This window comes from Janthinobacterium sp. GW822-FHT07H11 (genome assembly GCF_058798615.1).
On sequence record NZ_CM179507.1, the window covers coordinates 6,103,963 to 6,121,306 of the forward strand.

14 protein-coding genes are annotated in these 17,344 nt (G+C 64.0%); 9 read left to right on the forward strand and 5 right to left on the reverse strand.

From position 1 onward, the window contains the following. Positions 1-75: 75 nt before the first annotated feature. The 4 genes from AC3RCJ_RS27010 to recA all read right to left on the reverse strand — a co-directional run bounded on the left by AC3RCJ_RS27010 (position 76) and on the right by recA (position 4,394). On the reverse strand, positions 76-636 hold the full coding sequence (locus tag AC3RCJ_RS27010) for a DUF2889 domain-containing protein (RefSeq protein ID WP_492964078.1): 561 nt from the start codon (positions 634-636) through the stop codon (positions 76-78). A 323-nt stretch (positions 637-959) separates the two neighbouring features. Then, a complete protein-coding gene (locus AC3RCJ_RS27015) occupies positions 960-2,582 on the reverse strand; it encodes a methyltransferase regulatory domain-containing protein (protein WP_492964072.1) in 1,623 nt (540 codons plus the stop codon). 25 nt (positions 2,583-2,607) lie between these two features. Continuing rightward, positions 2,608-3,066, reverse strand: coding sequence for a recombination regulator RecX (gene recX, locus AC3RCJ_RS27020; protein WP_492964073.1), 459 nt, complete (start codon positions 3,064-3,066; stop codon positions 2,608-2,610). A gap of 227 nt (positions 3,067-3,293) precedes the next feature. Then, the gene (gene recA / locus AC3RCJ_RS27025; protein ID WP_492964074.1) at positions 3,294-4,394 is read right to left on the reverse strand and encodes a recombinase RecA; all 1,101 of its coding nucleotides are present in this window, start codon (positions 4,392-4,394) and stop codon (positions 3,294-3,296) included. Between the two features lie 242 nt (positions 4,395-4,636). On the opposite strand from recA, the gene AC3RCJ_RS27030 reads away from it, so the two are divergent. The 8 genes from AC3RCJ_RS27030 to AC3RCJ_RS27065 all read left to right on the forward strand — a co-directional run bounded on the left by AC3RCJ_RS27030 (position 4,637) and on the right by AC3RCJ_RS27065 (position 14,944). Next, positions 4,637-5,371, forward strand: coding sequence for a response regulator (locus AC3RCJ_RS27030; protein WP_492964075.1), 735 nt, complete (start codon positions 4,637-4,639; stop codon positions 5,369-5,371). Beyond that, the gene (locus AC3RCJ_RS27035) at positions 5,368-6,903 is read left to right on the forward strand and encodes a sensor histidine kinase (RefSeq protein ID WP_492964076.1); all 1,536 of its coding nucleotides are present in this window, start codon (positions 5,368-5,370) and stop codon (positions 6,901-6,903) included. Before AC3RCJ_RS27030 ends, AC3RCJ_RS27035 begins: the two co-directional genes overlap by 4 nt. After that, positions 6,896-7,231, forward strand: coding sequence for a DUF4212 domain-containing protein (locus AC3RCJ_RS27040; protein ID WP_492965259.1), 336 nt, complete (start codon positions 6,896-6,898; stop codon positions 7,229-7,231). The genes AC3RCJ_RS27035 and AC3RCJ_RS27040 overlap by 8 nt, the downstream gene beginning before the upstream one ends. Next, complete coding sequence (locus AC3RCJ_RS27045; protein WP_492957293.1) at positions 7,228-9,276, forward strand: sodium:solute symporter family protein; 2,049 nt, start codon at positions 7,228-7,230, stop codon at positions 9,274-9,276. The genes AC3RCJ_RS27040 and AC3RCJ_RS27045 overlap by 4 nt, the downstream gene beginning before the upstream one ends. A 109-nt stretch (positions 9,277-9,385) precedes the next feature. Continuing rightward, positions 9,386-11,428, forward strand: coding sequence for a S9 family peptidase (locus AC3RCJ_RS27050; protein ID WP_492957294.1), 2,043 nt, complete (start codon positions 9,386-9,388; stop codon positions 11,426-11,428). A gap of 67 nt (positions 11,429-11,495) precedes the next feature. Then, positions 11,496-13,505 (forward strand): alpha/beta hydrolase family protein, encoded by a 2,010-nt coding sequence (locus AC3RCJ_RS27055; protein WP_492957295.1) that lies wholly within the window; start codon positions 11,496-11,498, stop codon positions 13,503-13,505. A 33-nt stretch (positions 13,506-13,538) separates the two neighbouring features. Continuing rightward, positions 13,539-14,765, forward strand: coding sequence for a 6-phosphofructokinase (locus AC3RCJ_RS27060; protein ID WP_492957296.1), 1,227 nt, complete (start codon positions 13,539-13,541; stop codon positions 14,763-14,765). Next, positions 14,762-14,944, forward strand: a complete 183-nt coding sequence (locus AC3RCJ_RS27065) for a hypothetical protein (RefSeq protein WP_492957297.1) — start codon at positions 14,762-14,764, stop codon at positions 14,942-14,944. The genes AC3RCJ_RS27060 and AC3RCJ_RS27065 overlap by 4 nt, the downstream gene beginning before the upstream one ends. 17 nt (positions 14,945-14,961) lie before the next feature. Here the strand turns inward: AC3RCJ_RS27065 and purM are convergent, their stop codons facing one another. Then, on the reverse strand, positions 14,962-16,005 hold the full coding sequence (gene purM / locus AC3RCJ_RS27070; RefSeq protein ID WP_096238012.1) for a phosphoribosylformylglycinamidine cyclo-ligase: 1,044 nt from the start codon (positions 16,003-16,005) through the stop codon (positions 14,962-14,964). Positions 16,006-16,192: 187 nt separating this feature from the next. Here purM and AC3RCJ_RS27075 point away from each other — a divergent pair, with 187 nt between their 5' ends. Next, positions 16,193-17,275, forward strand: coding sequence for an AI-2E family transporter (locus tag AC3RCJ_RS27075; RefSeq protein WP_492957298.1), 1,083 nt, complete (start codon positions 16,193-16,195; stop codon positions 17,273-17,275). The last annotated feature ends 69 nt before the right edge of the window (positions 17,276-17,344 follow it).

Consider the following 17,344-nt stretch of genomic DNA (forward strand, 5'->3'; position numbering starts at 1 on the left):
GCTGGCTTCCCTTCTGATACTGATTTGTAAAAATACGGTTAGTGGTGCAAAAAAACAGGAAAAACAGCGCCAGGGTCACGCTTTGGCTACCCAGCGCGGGTAATACCGTGCAACCGCCCCGCCATCGGTGCGCAGGGCGTGGCATTTGTCGAGTTGAAACGGCTTTTCATGCGACAAGTCAGCATTCGCACCGTCACGGGTCGACCAGACATCGCCGGCAAATGCCTGAACCGTCGCAGTCGGCAAGACTTGCGCCAGTTCGGTCAAATGGGTACAGCCAGCGATTCCCGCCAGGCGCTGTTTCAAGTCGCGGCGGAAATTCTTCAATAAATTCAGACCGATCAGCGCCCTGTAAGCGGGGCCGATGGTATCGCAAAAACCGGGATAAGGCACGGCATCGGAGGCGGCTTCGGCCTCGACGATGGTCAGTTCGCGATCGACGGTAATGCGTAAATGGAGGTCATGCAGGGGGGCGCCGGCGGGACGGGGGCCGGAGGCCAGGGTCGCGTCATAGCTTTTGATATCGGTGATACGGGCGTCAATATCCCACAGGCCGTCGTCGCGCATATACGCTTGGACGTCGATAACGCGGGAGTGCCGTAGGGCGCGCCGGGAAACGGGAGTTGACAGGGGCATAAGACCGATGCCGCTTGCGCGGCCATAATTTAGTAAGCAGCCATGTGCATAAAGCACGCCGTTCGCAGCTTCTACGAACAGCAACCGCACCTGCGGCGCCGCAAAAACCCTAAAAGTGTAGCACACTGGACGCAGGTTGCGCCGCAACATAATTTTTCATTGCTTCGATAAAAACATTTCAAATTATAAATATAACGCGGGCCATTCGAGGAAGTCATTCAATCCGTGAATGATCGATATCATAAAAATCACGGCGCCACGACGAGCAACAGCCGGCACGCCACGCTCGCTGTCCCACGGCGGCAGCCAGGGGACAGGCGCGCCTAATCCGCGATGCCCAATGCCTGCAGAATGGGCAAGCCGGTGCTGCGGAAATGCTCGGCATGCTGGACGATTTCCGCCAGATTCTCTTCGCGTGTCGCCAGCGCCACGCCATTGCGCACCATGCCCTGCTGCAAAGGCTGAAAAGCTTGCCATACAAACATCGCCCACTCTTCCAGCGTCCGCAGCCCCTGGCTGCGCGCCAGAAGGAACAACTGTTGCAGATGTAATACACCCACGCCACCTCCCGTGACGGGGCTGGCCAGCGCGGCCAGGTCGGTGCGGCCCAGCGCCTGCTGCAGCAAATGGCGGTTCAAGCGATCCGTTGTCGGCCGCGCCAGCGCGATCGTGGCGTCATCTTGCACAAGTGAAATGCAATTCTTGTGCGCCAGCACCAGGACAATTTGCAGCAAGTCGCTCAGCGTGACGGCCTTGCCCTGCACGCCCTGCTCCAGCTCGGCGAGGGTGTGTATGCGATGGTCGGCCAGGACGTCGAGCACGGGCGCATAGAGGTCCTCGTCCATTGCTGCCTCGCCAAGGCTTCCAGCCACCGTCATCGTCACTGCGGCGCGCGGCAGCACCAGCAGCATGCGCACGGCGCGCAGGGCCGCCGCCTGCTCGACGGCATGCAGGCGGCGCGCGCCCTTGACCCAGTAATCGTGGCGAAATTGCCTGTTGACCAGGAAATCGCGCGTGACTTCACGCAATGTCGCATCGGGAATGTGCGCCAGGAATGCGAGATGCTCGGGTGTCAGATTGAGGGGATCGACGTGATCGGGATACGCGGCCGAGGCGGCGAACTCGAGCTTGGCTTCGCCCAATACCGGCGCGATGGCCGAAAACGGGGCGGCTTGCCAGTGGCTGTTGAAGTACTCGTGCGCCAGATAGTTCGGATCGAGCTCCCCCAGCTGCTGCAGGCGGGCGGCGCTGGCCGGATTGGCCAGCAGGTAGCGTGGCGTGGTGTCCATCATGCGCTGGACAAAGGACAGGGCGCTGGCGACGCGCGTGCGCACATCCTGCCCGGGCAGGCTCATGACGCGGCCATGCTGGTGCAGCAGCGCCCGTATCGGCGCCATGGCCGCCCAGCCGGCATCGGTGTTGTAACTGATATACAGGACACCGCCGGGCTTGAGCTTGCGGCCAAGAAAGCTCACGATGGTCCGCTGGTTTTCCGGCGAAATCCAGCTCCAGATGCCGTGCAAGCCTATGTAGTCAAAATCAGGCAGGTCGCTGCGGCCGCAAAAATCCTGGAACGATTCGTCCGACAGTACCGCGCCGCTGCCCGCGGCATCGGCCAGCTCCTGCGCAAACGCGGCCTGGGCCGGGTTGAAATCATTGCCATACCAGCGCGTCGTCGCTGCGGCGGCGTGGATATTCACGCTGATGCCCTGGCCAAAGCCCAGCTCGCATGCCGTGCCGACCTTGGGCGGCATGATGCCGGCATGCAGCATCAACAACTGGCTGCGCAAGGGATTGAGTTCCGTGTAGTAGCCGTAGGTATACGAAGTTTCGGCAGTATAGCCGGCATGCCAATCGCTCATCAGGTGCCCCGTCGTCACGGCCGCGATGCGCACGATGCGCAGTAGCCTGACAGCAGGATAACTGATCCTGGCCACGCCGGTCATACCAACATGGCTGGCCGCGCGGCGGCTATGCCTCGTCTTCTGGCTCCAGGCCCTTGAGCGCGACCTGCACGGCGCGCTGGGAAAAGCCGCGCTGCAGCATGAAGCGCATCTGCTTGTTGCGCTGTTCGGCATCCTGCGCCACTTGCCCGAATTTGCGGCGCCATACCTCGCAGGCGCGCGCAACCTCGCCTTCGGCCAGGCCCGCCTTGAGTTCCTGCAGCGCCTCGCCGCCGATGCCGTGGCTTTGCAGTTCCGCCATGATGCGGCTGTTGCCGAAGCGGGCCGCGCGGCGATGGATCAGCGACTCGGAAAAGCGCTCCTGCGACAGCCAGTTGGCCTGCTCCAGGCTGTCGAGCAAGGCTTCCACATCGTCGCCTTCCTGCGCATGGCGCTGCAGCTTGCGCCGCAATTCCATGCGGCTATGTTCGCGCATCGACAGGAAGCGTAGCGCCCTGCCCTTCAGGCTTAGTTGTACTGCGGCCATACACCCACCTTGTCTTTCATTCCACGATCACATCCCCCAAACACAATCGCCGCCCGGCGCAACAGCGCGGGACGGCGATCATGGTCACACCTTGCAGCAAGCCATGCGTAGGTCGGATTAGGCCCCTTGGGCCGTAATCCGACAACATTGTTGACGTCTGATCCGACAACAATGTTGACGTCTGTGGTGTTGTCGGATTACGCGCGGCTTTGCCGCGCTAATCCGACCTACTCTGCCTTGGCTTCCGCCTTGGCAGCCTTGTCGGCGGCTTTATCCGCTTTTTCCGGCTTTTCAGCAGCCAGCGGCGGCAGTTCGCGCACGCCCAGCGAGGCGCGGACCTTGTTTTCGATCTCGCGGGCCAGCGCCGGACGCTCCTGCAGGAAGGCGCGGGCGTTGTCCTTGCCCTGGCCGATGCGTTCGCCGTTGTAGCTGTACCACGAACCGGATTTTTCCACGATCTTGGCATCCGAACCGAGGTCCAGGATTTCGCCTTCGCGCGAGGTGCCGGCGCCGTACAGGATGTCGAAGTGCGCTTCCTTGAACGGCGGCGCGATCTTGTTCTTGACGACCTTGACCTTGGTTTCGTTGCCGATCACTTCATCGCCGGACTTGATCGAGCCGGTGCGGCGGATGTCCAGGCGCACGGAGGCGTAGAATTTCAGGGCATTGCCGCCCGTGGTGGTTTCCGGGCTGCCGAACATCACGCCGATCTTCATGCGGATCTGGTTGATGAAGATGACCAGGGTATTGGTGCGGTTGATGGAACCGGTCAGCTTGCGCAGCGCTTGCGACATCAGACGCGCCTGCAGGCCCGGCAGGGAGTCGCCCATGTCGCCTTCGATCTCGGCGCGTGGCGTCAGCGCGGCCACGGAGTCGATGACGACCAGGTCGACGCTGCCCGAACGCACGAGGGCGTCGCAGATTTCCAGCGCCTGCTCGCCCGTATCCGGTTGCGAGATCAGCAATTCATGCAGGTTCACGCCCAGCTTTTGCGCGTAACCGACGTCGAGCGCGTGCTCGGCATCGATAAAGGCGCAGGTGCCGCCCAGTTTTTGCATTTCAGCAATGGTTTGCAGGGTCAGCGTGGTCTTGCCCGACGATTCAGGACCGTAGATTTCCACCACGCGGCCGCGCGGCAAGCCGCCCACGCCCAGCGCGATATCGAGGCCGAGCGAACCGGTCGACACGACTTGCACTTCTTCGATCGGTGCGCTGGCATCCATGCGCATGACCGAACCTTTGCCAAACTGCTTCTCGATCTGCGCCAGTGCGGCGGCGAGCGCCTTGGCTTTTTCCGATGCGGGTACTACAGCTTTTTTATCGTCCATATGTTCTTTCAGCCGTTCTACAGTTGCATGTTGAACAAAATCATGCGGCCTGCGATGGCGCCAGTGGGTTAAATTCTTTACACAGACAGTACTGTATAAAAAAACAGTGATCAATGCAAGCGGAACGTGGATTTGTTTTGAAACAGATCAATACAAGCCTTGTTTTTCACAAAAACTCGCCACCTTGCGGAAAATGAAACACAATACAGACTTCTGTTGCCGCGAGCTTAGGAAGCCTCACCATGCGTATTTTACTTGCCGAAGATGACAGCGTGCTGGCCGATGGGCTGACCCGTTCGCTGCGCCAGTCCGGCTATGCGATCGATTGCGTCAAGAACGGCCAGGAAGCCGACACGGCCCTGTCCACCCAGGAATTCGACTTGCTGATCCTCGACCTGGGCTTGCCGAAAATGTCCGGCCTGGAAGTGCTGCGCCGGCTGCGCGCCCGCTCTTCGCTGCTGCCCGTCCTGATCCTGACGGCCGCCGATTCCATCGAGCAGCGCGTCAATGGCCTGGACCTGGGTGCCGACGATTATATGGCCAAGCCGTTTGCCTTGTCGGAACTGGAGGCAAGAGTGCGCGCCCTGACGCGGCGCGGCGCCGGCGGCGGCGCCACCATCATCAAGCACGGCCCCCTCAGCTACGATCAGGTGGGGCGCAGCGCCTACATCAACGACCAGATGCTCGACCTGTCGGCGCGCGAGCTGGGCCTGCTGGAAATCCTGCTGGGCCGCACCGGCCGCCTCGTTTCCAAGGAGCAACTTGTCGACCACCTGTGCGAATGGGGCGAGGAAGTGTCGAACAATGCCATCGAAGTGTATGTGCACCGTCTGCGCAAGAAGATCGAAGTGGGCGGCGTGCGCATCGCCACCGTGCGCGGCCTCGGCTATTGCCTGGAAAAATACTCGGAAGCGGCGCGCCTGCAGGCCGAAGCGGGCGAAAGCAGCGGCCCTGGCAACGCGCCCGCGCCCAAGTGAAAGCGCGCGAAGCGCCCACCGACGACGTCGCGGACGACGACTGGTTCGAGCCGCCCACGACGGAGCAGGATGACACCATCGAGCATTCGCTGTTCGGCGAAATCCTCGACTGGATGCTGGCGCCCCTGCTGCTGCTGTGGCCGATGAGCATCGCCATCACCTACCTGGTGGCCAAGGGCATTGCCAATCAGCCGTTCGACCATGCGCTGGAAGACAGCGTCACCGTGCTGACGCAGCAGGTGAAGCAGGCCGACGGCGCCATGCCGCGGCGCGTGCCCGGACAAAACAGCGGCAACAAGGGCCGCGACTTCCTGCGCGGCGATGACGTCGACACCTTGTATTACCTGGTGGTGGGCGCCCACGGCGAATACATCGACGGCGACCGCGACTTGCCGCCGCCGCAGGACCCCGACAAGTACCGCAGCGGCGCGGTGCTGTTCCGCAACGACACCATCCATGGCACGCCCGTGCGCGTGGCGTTTACCTATCTCGACCTCCCGTCCGCCAACGACGACACGCAGCGCGCGCTGGTGCAGGTGGCCGAGACGCTGGAAAAGCGCGCGCAGCTGGCCAATGAAATCATCAAGGGCGTGATTTTGCCGCAGTTTATTATCCTGCCCGTGATCCTGGCCCTGGTCTGGTTTGCCCTGGCGCGCGGCCTGTCGCCGCTGGCGCAATTGCAGGAACGCATACGCGCGCGGCCGCCCGACGATTTATCCCCCATCGAATCGGGCCAGGTGCCCGAGGAAATCACGCCGCTGGTCGGTTCGCTCAACGAGATGCTGGCGCGCCTGTCGCTGTCGATCGACATGCAGAAGCGCTTCATCGCCGATGCGGCGCACCAGATGAAGACGCCGCTGGCCGGCATGCGCATGCAGTCCGAGCTGGCCTTGCGCCAGACCGACCACGATGAAATCCATCGTTCGCTGCTGCAACTGGCCAAGAGTTCCGAGGCGGCCACGCGGCTGGTGAACCAGCTGCTGGCGCTGGCCCGCGCGGAAAACCAGCCGCAGGCGGGCACGGCCTTCGAGCCGATCGAGCTCAGCGAGCTGGCGCGCGGCGTGGTGCAGGACTGGGTACAAGCCTCGTTTGCCCAGCATATCGACCTGGGCTTCGAACAGCCCGCGTATGCGATCATGATTTCCGGCAATGCCATGATGCTGCGTGAACTGCTCAGCAACCTGATCGACAACGCCCTGCGCTACACGCCGGCCGGCGGCAGCGTGACGGTGCGCGTGCGCAGCACCCTGGAGCTGGCGATACTGGAAGTGGAAGACACGGGACCCGGCATTCCGCAGGCGGAGCGCCAGCATGTATTCGAACGCTTTTACCGCATTCTCGGCAGCAATGTCGACGGCAGCGGCCTGGGCCTGGCAATCGTGCGCGAAATTGCCCAGCAGCATGGCGCCGAAGTCGACATCTTTAACAACCCGCGCGCGCACTCGCCGAAACTGCCGGGCACCCTGCTGCGCCTGAGCATCGCCCTGCTGTTGCCCGAGGCTCCAGAAGAGGATGACATCACGTATGGATAAACCGACCGCCGGCCCCGTGCCCGGCATCGCGGCGGCGGCCCCGGCGCGGCCGCCGCGCGCGCCCAGCCCCGAGCTGCAGCAGCGCCGCGAGGCGCACTGGAAAAAGACGCGGCGCCTGACCGCCATCCTGCTGACCATCTGGCTGCTAACGGGCTTTTTGACCGTGTTTTATGCGCGCGAACTGCTGCACCTGAACCTGTTCGGCTGGCCGCTGCCGTTCTATATGGCGGCCCAGGGCGCCTCGCTGGTTTACCTGGCCATCATCGCCTTCTACGCCTGGCGCATGCGCCGCCTGGACCGCGCCTTCCATGCCGGGGAACAGGCATGAGCGGCCAGCGCAGCTTCTTTGCGCGCCTGTGCCGCTACTATCTGCTGTTTGCCGGCGGTTTCGCCGCCTTCCTGCTGGCGCTGGCGGTGCTGGAACAGGAAGGCATGCCGCGCGCCTGGATCGGCTACCTGTTCATGTTCGCCACCATCAGCCTGTACGCCACCATCGGCGTCATCAGCCGCACCTCGAACGTCACGGAATATTATGTGGCGGGGCGGCGCGTGCCGGCCATGTTCAACGGCATGGCCACGGCCGCCGACTGGATCTCGGCGGCCAGCTTCATCAGCCTGGCCGGCGGCCTGTACCTGAACGGCTTCGACGGCCTGGCCTTCATCATGGGCTGGACGGGCGGCTATTGCCTGGTGGCCCTGCTGATTGCGCCCTACCTGCGCAAGTTCGGCCAGTACACGATTCCCGACTTCCTCGCCGCCCGCTACGGCAGCGGCGCCGACGGCCGCGGCGCCGCCGTGCGCGTGGTGGCCGTGGCCGCCACCATCATCGTCTCGTTTACCTATGTGGTGGCGCAGATCTACGCGGTGGGCCTGATCGCCTCGCGCTTCACGGGCGTGGATTTTTCCGTCGGCATCTTCCTGGGCCTGGCCAGCATCCTGGTCTGCTCCTTTCTCGGTGGCATGCGCGCCATCACCTGGACCCAGGTGGCGCAATACATCATCATCCTGGTTGCCTTCCTGATTCCCGCCATGTGGCTGTCCGTCAAGCATGCGGACAATCCCGTGCCGCAGCTGGCCTACGGCAAGGTGCTGCCGCAGCTGAGCGCGCGCGAGCACGTGCTGGAAAGCGACCCGCGCGAAAACGAAGTGCGCGCCATCTTCCGCCAGCGCGCGCAAAGCTACCAGGCACGTCTGGCCGGCTTGCCCGCCTCCTGGGAGCAGGGCCACCTGGCGGCCCAGCGCCAGCTCGACAGCTTACGCCAGCGCAATGCCTCGCTGTTCGAGATCCGCAATGCGGAGCGCTACCTGATCGCCTATCCGAAGAGCCCGGACGAGGCACGCCTGCAGTGGCAGGCGGCGCAGGCGCACAACCAGAAGCGGGCCGAGCCGATCACGCCGCATGCGCTGCCGTTTCCCGCGCCGGACCGCGCGCAATCGGATATCAAGCGCAACAATTTCCTGGCCCTCGTGTTCTGCATGATGCTGGGCACGGCAGCGCTGCCGCACATCCTGATGCGCTCGTACACCACGGCGTCCGTGCACGACACGCGCGTATCCGTGTTCTGGACCCTGTTCTTCATCCTGTTGATCTATCTCACCATTCCCGCGCTGGCCGTGCTGGTCAAGTACGATATCTATTCGGCGCTGGTGGGCACCCAATACGCAAACCTGCCCACGTGGGTATCGTACTGGGCCAACGTGGACAAGCTGACGCCGCTGATCAGCATTGTCGACGTGAACCGCGACGGCATCGTGCAACTGGCGGAGATCGCCATCGACGCCGACGTGCTGGTGCTGGCCACGCCCGAGATTGCAGGCTTGCCCTACGTCATATCCGGCCTGGTGGCCGCTGGCGGGCTGGCCGCCGCCCTGTCGACGGCGGACGGCCTGCTGCTGGCCATTTCCAATGCCCTGTCGCACGACATCTATTACAAGGTGGTCGATCCCACGGCCTCGACGCAAAAGCGCGTGACCATTTCCAAGCTGCTGCTGCTGGCCGTGGCCTTCATCGCCGCCTATGCGGCTTCGCAAAAGCCGGCCGACATCTTATCGCTGGTGGGCGTGGCTTTTTCGCTGGCCGCCTCGACCCTGTTCCCGCCGCTGGTGCTGGGCGTCTTCTGGCAGCGCGCCAACCACTACGGCGCGCTGGCCGGCATGCTGACGGGCTTTGGCGTCTGCCTGTATTACATGCTGCACACCAGCGCCATGCTGGGCGGCACCCCGGACGGCCAATGGCTGCATATCGCGCCCATCTCCGCCGGCATCTTTGGCGTGCCGGCCGGCCTGGCGGCCAGCATCGTGGTCAGCTGGCTGACACCGGCGCCGGGACGGCGCAGCACGGGGCTGGTCGAGCATATCCGGGCGCCGGAATAATGGCATGAAAATACCTGGCGGGACTCGCTAAAAATCGCCGCAAATGATAGCCTAGCGGAAATAGTATTCAAAATAGATACTATATCTTGCAACTTGATGCGGAGTGTCCATGCGGTCCAGCCTTGCCTGCCTTACCCTTACTGCCCTGTTATCGAGCGCCATCAGCATGCCGGCCCATGCCGCGGCATCCGTTCCGCCGGCAGCGGCGATTCCCGCCGCCGATTTCTTTGCCAATGCCACGCTCAGCGGCGCCGTGCTGTCGCCGGACGGGCGCCACGTGGCCGTGCTGGTCAGCGCCAAGGACGGCCGGGTCCAGCTCTACACCGTGGACTTGCCCAGCATGAAGGTCGCGGGCCTGACCTCGTTCGAAGACGCCGATATCAGCAGCATCGCCTGGGTCAACGAGCGGCGCATCGTCTATAGCGTGATGGATCGCAATATCGCCCAGGGCGACGTGCAATACGGACCGGGCCTGTATGCGATCAATATCGACGGCAGCGGCTACCGCCAGCTGGCCAGCAACACCTATTCGCGCACGGCGACGCGCGGCGCGCGCGAGATGCTGAGCTGGAATACGCGGCTGCTCAGCGCCAGCGGCGACCGCGGCACGGACGACGTGTATGTCACGGAAGCCCAGTTCAGCGCCACCGGCACCCTCTCGCAATCGTTGCTGCGCCTCAATACCGTGACCGGCATCAGCAAGCCGGCCGCCAGCATGGCCGATGCCCAGGGATGGCTGCTGGACCAGCAGGGCGAAGTGCGCATCGCCCTGACGGTGAAGGACAACAAGCGCACCCTGCATTACCGCGAGAATGCCGCCGCGCCCTGGCGCAAGCTGCGCGAGAGCGACGTGTACCAGGCCGAGGCGGGCGACTTCTCGCCCGCCTTCTTCGATGCCAAGGGCAACTTCTATGTGCATGCGGCCTACAAGGGCGCGGCCGCCGTCTACCGCTACGACCTGGCCGCCGGCGCCATCCAGGGCGCGCCGCTGGCGAACACGCCCGGCTACGATTTTGCCGGCATCCCCGTCCAGGGCAGCGAGGCCTTGCTGGGCATGCGCTTTGAAACGGATGCCGGCGGCACGGTCTGGTTCGACAAGACGCTCGACGCCGTCCAGGCCAAGATCGACGCGCTGCTGCCGGCCACGGTGAATGTCCTGTCCGTGGCCAAGCGGGCGGAGACGCCGTTCGTGCTGGTGACGGCCAGTTCCGACGTGCAGCCGGCCAGCGTACTCATCTTTAATACCGAAACGGGCCAGCTCATGCCTGTCGGCAGCAGCCACCCGGCCATCGATCCCCTGCAAATGTCGCGCAAGACCCTGGTGCGCTACCAGGCCCGCGATGGCCTCGACATCCCGGCCTACCTGACCCTGCCCAAGGGACATGCCGGCAAGAACCTGCCCATGGTGGTCATGGTGCATGGCGGCCCCTGGGTGCGCGGCGGCCACTGGGACTGGAACCGCGAAACCCAGTTCCTCGCCTCGCGCGGCTACGCCGTGCTGGAGCCGGACTACCGCGGCAGCACCGGCTATGGCGATGCGCACTACAAGGCGGGCTGGAAGCAATGGGGCTTGAAGATGCAGGACGATATCGCCGATGGCGCCCGCTGGGCGATCGCCAAGGGCTATGCCGACCCGCAGCGCATCTGCATCGCCGGCGCCAGCTACGGCGGCTATTCCACACTGATGGGCTTGCTGAACGATCCCGATCTGTTCAAGTGCGGCATCAACTGGGTGGGCGTGACCGACATCAACATGATGCGCGACGGGCACTGGACGGGCGATTCCGACCTGGCCGACTCCTACAAGAAGAGCGGCATGAAGGACATGGTCGGCGACGCCGTGCTTGATGCAGCGCAACTGCAAGCGACTTCGCCGCTGCAGCAGGCGGCGCGCATCAGGCAGCCTTTGCTGCTCGGCTATGGCGGCGCGGACCAGCGCGTGCCGGCAAGCCAGGGCCGCCTGTTCTACCAGGCCGTCAGCAAGACCAATCCCAACGTGGAATGGGTGCTGTATAACGAGGAAGGCCATGGCTGGGCGCTGCAAAAAAACAATGTCGATTTCTGGAGCCGCGCCGAGAAACTGCTGGCGCGCAGCATTGGCCCGGCCAGCGCCGCCGGTGCCGCCGCAGCCGCTCCCGCCGCCCAGCCCTGAACCGCATGCCGGGCGCCGCCTGCGCCCGGCATGCGGCCGCCCGCCACTTCTCCCCGGTACATCGCCGATGACTGTTACAGCCTTCCTGTGCGCTGCCCTGGCGGCCGCCTGCTTCCTGCCCTTCCATGCCGCCGCGCAGCCGGCGCCACCGCCGCTGGCCGCTTTCTTTGCCAATCCCGAATTCAGCGGCGCGCTGCTGGCGCCCGACGCGCGCCACCTGGCCGTGAAAGTCAACGGCCCCAACAAGCGAGACCGGCTGGCGGTCGTCGACCTGCGCGACAACAGCATCAAGGTAGTGGCCCAGTTCGATGACGCCGACGTGGGCGACATCGAATGGGTCAACCCGCGCCGCCTGGCCTTCAACCTGCACGACCGGCAGACGGCGGCCGGCGACGCGCGCTACGGACCGGGCCTGTTCGCCGTGAACGCCGACGGCAGCCAGTTCCGCCAGCTCGCCAGCCGCAGCGGCGCGCCCGATCTGTCGACCTCCATCTACAAGGTGCTGCCGTGGTCTACCTATCTGACGGGCCAGCGGGGCGCGCAGCAAACGGACGCCATCTACGTGCTGAGCACGGTGTTCACCGGCACGCGCGACGTCGATTACCAGGCGCTGCTGCGCCTCGACACGGTCACGGGCCGCAGCGCGCAAGTCGCGCCGCCCGGCAAGGTGCGCCGCTGGCTGCTCGACCAGCACGGCGAGCCGCGCCTGGCCGTCGCCCGCGAGCACAACATCGACAGCGTGCTGTATCGCGACCCCGCCAGCGGCGCGTGGCGCGAGCTGGCGCGGTTCGATGCCTACCTGGGCGGCGCGGACGCATTCACGCCGCTGGCCTTCGGCCCCGACGGCACCCTGTATGTAAAAGCCCGCCGCGGCAGCGATACCCTGTCCGTGCATGCGTATGACCTGGCCGGCAACAGCATCCTGCCCACGCCCCTCATCGCGCTCGACGGCTATGATTTCACGGGCGGCCTGCTCATCCAGGACGGCAAGCTGCTGGGTGCGCGCTACCTCGGCGACGCCCGCGCCACGCGCTGGTTCGATCCCGCCATGGCCGCCACCCAGGCGCGCATCGACGCGCTGCTGCCCGACACGCGCAATCTCGTCTCGCTGGCGGCACGCCCCGCCACGCCCTTCGTGCTGGTGACCTCGTATTCGGACATGCAGCCAGGCCGCTATGCGCTGTTCAACGGCGAAACGGGCCGGCTGACGGTCATCGGCGAAAGCCAGCCGCAGATCCGGGCGGCGCAAATGAGCGCGCAGCAACTGGTGCGCTACCCGGCCCGCGACGGCCTCGCCATTCCCGCCTGGCTCACCGTGCCGCGCCAGGGCACGGGCAGGCAGCTGCCGCTGGTGGTGCTCGTGCATGGCGGTCCCTATGTGCGCGGGGCGTCGTGGCAATGGGATGGGCAGGTGCAATTTCTCGCCTCGCGCGGCTATGCCGTGCTGCAGCCCGAATACCGGGGCAGCACGGGCTTCGGCAGCCGGCACTTCCGCGCCGGCTGGAAGCAATGGGGCTTGAAGATGCAGGACGACATCGCCGACGGCGCCCGCTGGGCCATCGCGCAAGGGATCGCCGACCCGCGCCGCATCTGCATCGCCGGCGCCAGCTATGGCGGCTATGCCACCCTGATGGGCCTGGTCAACGACCCGGACCTGTACCGCTGCGGCATCGACTGGGTGGGCGTGAGCGATATCGGCCTGCTGTACAGCGGGCACTGGAGCTTTGCCTCGGACCTCAGCGACGACTGGAAGCAATACGGCATGCCCGAGCTGATCGGCGACCAGGTGGCCGATGCCGCGCAGTTCAAGGCCACCTCGCCGCTCGCCCAGGCCGCCCGCATCACGCAGCCGCTGCTGCTGGCGTATGGCGGCGCCGACAAGCGCGTGCCGCTGTATCACGGCAAGCAGCTGCGTGCCGCCCTGGCGCCGCACAACCGCGACGTCGAATGGGTGGTATACGACGAGGAAGGGCATGGCTGGTACTTGCCGCAAAACCGCATCGACTTCTGGAGCCGGGTGGAGAAATTCCTCGACAGGAATATTGGAAAAGACAGCGCGGCGGCAAAAAAGGAGTAGGCTGGAGGGCCGTGCCACTTCCGAGGAAATCCCATGCCGTCTGGAAAAATTCTTGTCGCCCAGGGTGGCGGCCCCACCGCCGTCATCAACCAGTCGCTGGTGGGCGTGGTGCTTGAATCGCGGCGTTTCCAGCATGTCACGCGCGTGTATGGCGCGCTGCACGGCGTGCGCGGCATCGTCAATGAAGAGTTTGTTGATCTGACACAGGAAACCAGCCATAACCTGGAGCTGGTGGCCGCCACGCCCTCGTCGGCGCTCGGCTCCACGCGCGACAAGCCGGACATCGCCTACTGCCAGCAAATCTTCGAAGTGCTGCGCGCGCACGAGATCGAGCACTTCTTTTACATCGGCGGCAACGACTCGTCCGACACGGTGCGCATCGTCAGCGAGGAAGCGCACAAGGCCGGCTATCCGCTGCGCTGCATCCACATCCCGAAGACCATCGACAACGACCTCGTGGGCAGCGACCACACGCCCGGCTTTCCCTCGGCCGCGCGCTTCGTCGCGCAAGCGTTCGCCGGCGCCAACCTCGACAACGCGGCCTTGCCCGGCGTGTACGTGGGCGTGGTGATGGGCCGCCACGCGGGCTTTCTGACGGCCGCCTCGGCGCTGGGCAAGAAGTTCCCCGACGATGGCCCGCACCTGATCTACCTGCCCGAGCGCGTCTTCGTGCTGGAAAACTTCCTCGCCGACGTGAAGGCCACCTATGAAAAATATGGCCGCTGCGTGATCGCCGTCTCGGAAGGCATCCACGATGCGTCGGGCGAGCCGATCGCCAGCCTGCTGGCCAAACAGGTGGGCAACGAAGTCGAGCGCGATGCGCACGGCAATGTGCAGTTGTCGGGCACGGGCGCGCTGGCCGACCTGCTGTGCGACGAGATCAAGACCAAGCTCGGCATCAAGCGCGTGCGCGGCGATACCTTCGGCTATCTGCAGCGCTCCTTCATCGGCTGCGTCTCCGACGTCGATCAACGCGAAGCGCGCGAAGTGGGCGAGAAGGCCGTGCAGTTCGCCATGTGGGGCGACCGCGACGGCTCCGTCGCCATCAAGCGCACGGGCTTTTATTCCGTCGATTACGAACTGCTGCCGCTGACCGACGTGGCGGGCAAGACGCGCACCATGGAAGACGAGTTCATCAGCGCCAGCGGCACGGACGTGACCGATGCTTTCCGCCTGTATCTGCGCCCGCTGCTGGGTTCCGGCATGCCCGACGCCTTCCGCCTGCGCGCGGCCAAGGTGGCGAAGGTACTCAATCCTTGAATTTTTCTGAAGTTGGCAACCTAAAGGAGGCACAAGAAAAACAGGCGGCGCATTGTGACGCCGGTGTTGAATTCCTTAAATTGTCAGACTTGCTTAATAAGCAAGTAATGCCTCAAGATGCTTGGCTCAAGCAGAAGGGCAAAAAAAAGCGGCGATGCATTCGCATTCGCCGCTTTTAACAACCATTGTGATGCTGTTAGATCACAATTGTCTGGTGCTCATCACCCACGCGGGCGCGGATGGTGCCGATGCGCGAAACGCTTTCGCCGGCCGCTTGCAATTGCGCGATGGCGGCGTCCGCGTTTTCCTGCGAAACGATGACGGTCATGCCGATGCCGCAGTTGAAGACGCGGTGCATTTCGGCGTCAGCCACGCCGCCGTGCTGTTGCAGCCACGTGAACAGCGGCGGCATGGTCCATGCCTTCGAGTCCAGCTCGGCCACCAGGCCAGGCTGCAGCACGCGCGGAATGTTTTCCACCAGGCCGCCACCGGTGATGTGCACCATGCCCTTGACTTCCATGGCATCCATCAGCGCCAGCAGCGGCTTGACGTAGATGCGCGTCGGCTGCATCAGCACGTCGGCCAGCTTACGGCCATGGAAGTCGCCTTCCAGGTCCGGTTTCGCCACTTCGATGATCTTGCGCACCAGCGAATAACCGTTCGAGTGCACGCCCGACGAGGCCAGGCCCAGCACCACGTCGCCCGGCGCGATCTTGGTGCCGTCGATGATTTTCGATTTTTCCACGGCGCCGACGGCAAAACCTGCCAGGTCGTATTCGCCGGCCGGGTACATGCTCGGCATTTCCGCCGTTTCGCCGCCGATCAGCGCGCAACCGGCTTGTTCGCAACCTTGGGCGATGCCCTTGATGACGTCGGTGGCGATGGCCACGTCCAGCTTGCCGCAAGCGAAGTAGTCGAGGAAGAACAGCGGCTCGGCGCCTTGCACCAGGATATCGTTGACGCTCATGGCGACCAGGTCGATGCCGACCGTGTCATGGCGGTTCAGTTCGAACGCCAGGCGCAATTTCGTGCCGACGCCGTCGGTACCGGAGACCAGCACCGGTTCCTTGTACTTCTTGCTGATTTCAAACATGGCGCCAAAACCGCCCAGGCCGCCCATCACGCCTTCGCGCAGGGTGCGCTTGGCAAACGGCTTGATTGCTTCGACTAAAGCGTCGCCTGCGTCGATATCGACGCCAGCGTCACGGTAGGAAAGGGAAACATTAGAAGTCTGGTTCATGGTGTGGTGGCAGCGGAGGCGGTAAAATAGAAGGCGGATACCCACCGGCGCGCGCACACGCAGATGTTTTTGACATCCTGCGGCAGGCGGCCGGCGGGTGAATTCGGTCGATCAAGACGCTATTTTATCAAACTGCCCCGCCATTTCGTAATTAACTGCCTTTTTTTAACGCAACAGTACAAACTACATGCCATTCGCCATCACCGCCGAACAGAAGCAAACAGCATTTTGGATCGCGGTCTGGCTGGCATTCTTGCTGCTGCTCGTCAGCCTGGGCCCCATCCTGACGCCCTTCCTGGCCGCCGCCATCCTTGCCTACGTGCTCAATCCCGGCGTGGACCGCCTGCAGCGCCTGCATTACCAGCGCTTTTACGTGCCCCGTCCGCTGGCCGTGCTGGTCGTCGTGGTGTTGTTTTTCCTCGCCATTACGGCGCTGGTGCTGATCGTCGTGCCGGTGCTGCAAAAGGAAATTCCCCTGCTGCAGGCGCAAATTCCGCAATTCCTCAGCAAGGCGAACGAGTTCCTCGCGCCGAAACTGCGCGACCTGGGCATCCGCGTGCGCCTCGACGGCACGGGCATCAAACGCATGCTGAGCCAGCAGATGGCCACCAGCGGCGATGAAATCTGGAGCACGGTACTCGCCTCGGCCCGCATCGGCGGCACGGCCGTGCTGGGCTGGCTGGCCACCGTGGTCTTGATTCCCGTCGTGCTGTTCTACCTGTTGCTGGACTGGCATCCGATGCTGGCGCGCATCGCCGGCGCCGTGCCGCGCCGCTGGGTCGGCCGCACCGTGGGCATGGCGCAGGAAGTCGACACCCTGCTGGCGCAATACCTGCGCGGCCAGCTGCTCGTCATGCTGGTGCTGGCCACGTATTACTCGGTGGCGCTGGCCATCGCCGGGTTTGAAGTGGCATTGCCGGTGGGCATCATCACGGGCTTGCTGGTGTTCATCCCCTACCTGGGCTTCGGCCTGGGCCTGATGCTGGCGCTGATCGCCGCCCTGCTGCAGTTTGCCGACTGGAGCGGCGTCATCGCCGTGGCCGTCATCTATGGCTGCGGCCAGGTCATCGAAGGCTTTTTCCTCACGCCGCGCCTGGTGGGCGAGCGCATCGGCCTCAATCCTTTGGCCGTGATCTTCGCCTTGTTGGCGTTCGGACAACTGTTCGGTTTCGTCGGCGTTTTGCTCGCTTTGCCCGCTTCTGCCGTCCTGATGGTCGCTTTTAAGCATCTAAGACGCCACTACCTGTCCAGCAGCTTCTATAATACCTAGTAAAAGCGGATATCATATCAACCTGGCAATACCACGATGCACAAGCAGTAATGAAAAACAGGACAAGGC

Excerpts from the sequence above, each read along its gene's own strand:
- AC3RCJ_RS27040 (WP_492965259.1), top strand. The coding sequence starts at position 6,896 with ATGGATAAACCGACCGCCGGCCCCGTGCCCGGCATCGCGGCGGCGGCC.
- AC3RCJ_RS27060 (WP_492957296.1), top strand. The coding sequence starts at position 13,539 with ATGCCGTCTGGAAAAATTCTTGTCGCCCAGGGTGGCGGCCCCACCGCC.
- AC3RCJ_RS27030 (WP_492964075.1), top strand. The coding sequence starts at position 4,637 with ATGCGTATTTTACTTGCCGAAGATGACAGCGTGCTGGCCGATGGGCTG.
- AC3RCJ_RS27045 (WP_492957293.1), top strand. The coding sequence starts at position 7,228 with ATGAGCGGCCAGCGCAGCTTCTTTGCGCGCCTGTGCCGCTACTATCTG.
- AC3RCJ_RS27050 (WP_492957294.1), top strand. The coding sequence starts at position 9,386 with ATGCGGTCCAGCCTTGCCTGCCTTACCCTTACTGCCCTGTTATCGAGC.
- recA (WP_492964074.1), bottom strand. The coding sequence starts at position 4,394 with ATGGACGATAAAAAAGCTGTAGTACCCGCATCGGAAAAAGCCAAGGCG.
- AC3RCJ_RS27015 (WP_492964072.1), bottom strand. The coding sequence starts at position 2,582 with ATGACCGGCGTGGCCAGGATCAGTTATCCTGCTGTCAGGCTACTGCGC.
- recX (WP_492964073.1), bottom strand. The coding sequence starts at position 3,066 with ATGGCCGCAGTACAACTAAGCCTGAAGGGCAGGGCGCTACGCTTCCTG.
- AC3RCJ_RS27010 (WP_492964078.1), bottom strand. The coding sequence starts at position 636 with ATGCCCCTGTCAACTCCCGTTTCCCGGCGCGCCCTACGGCACTCCCGC.
- AC3RCJ_RS27055 (WP_492957295.1), top strand. The coding sequence starts at position 11,496 with ATGACTGTTACAGCCTTCCTGTGCGCTGCCCTGGCGGCCGCCTGCTTC.
- AC3RCJ_RS27075 (WP_492957298.1), top strand. The coding sequence starts at position 16,193 with ATGCCATTCGCCATCACCGCCGAACAGAAGCAAACAGCATTTTGGATC.
- purM (WP_096238012.1), bottom strand. The coding sequence starts at position 16,005 with ATGAACCAGACTTCTAATGTTTCCCTTTCCTACCGTGACGCTGGCGTC.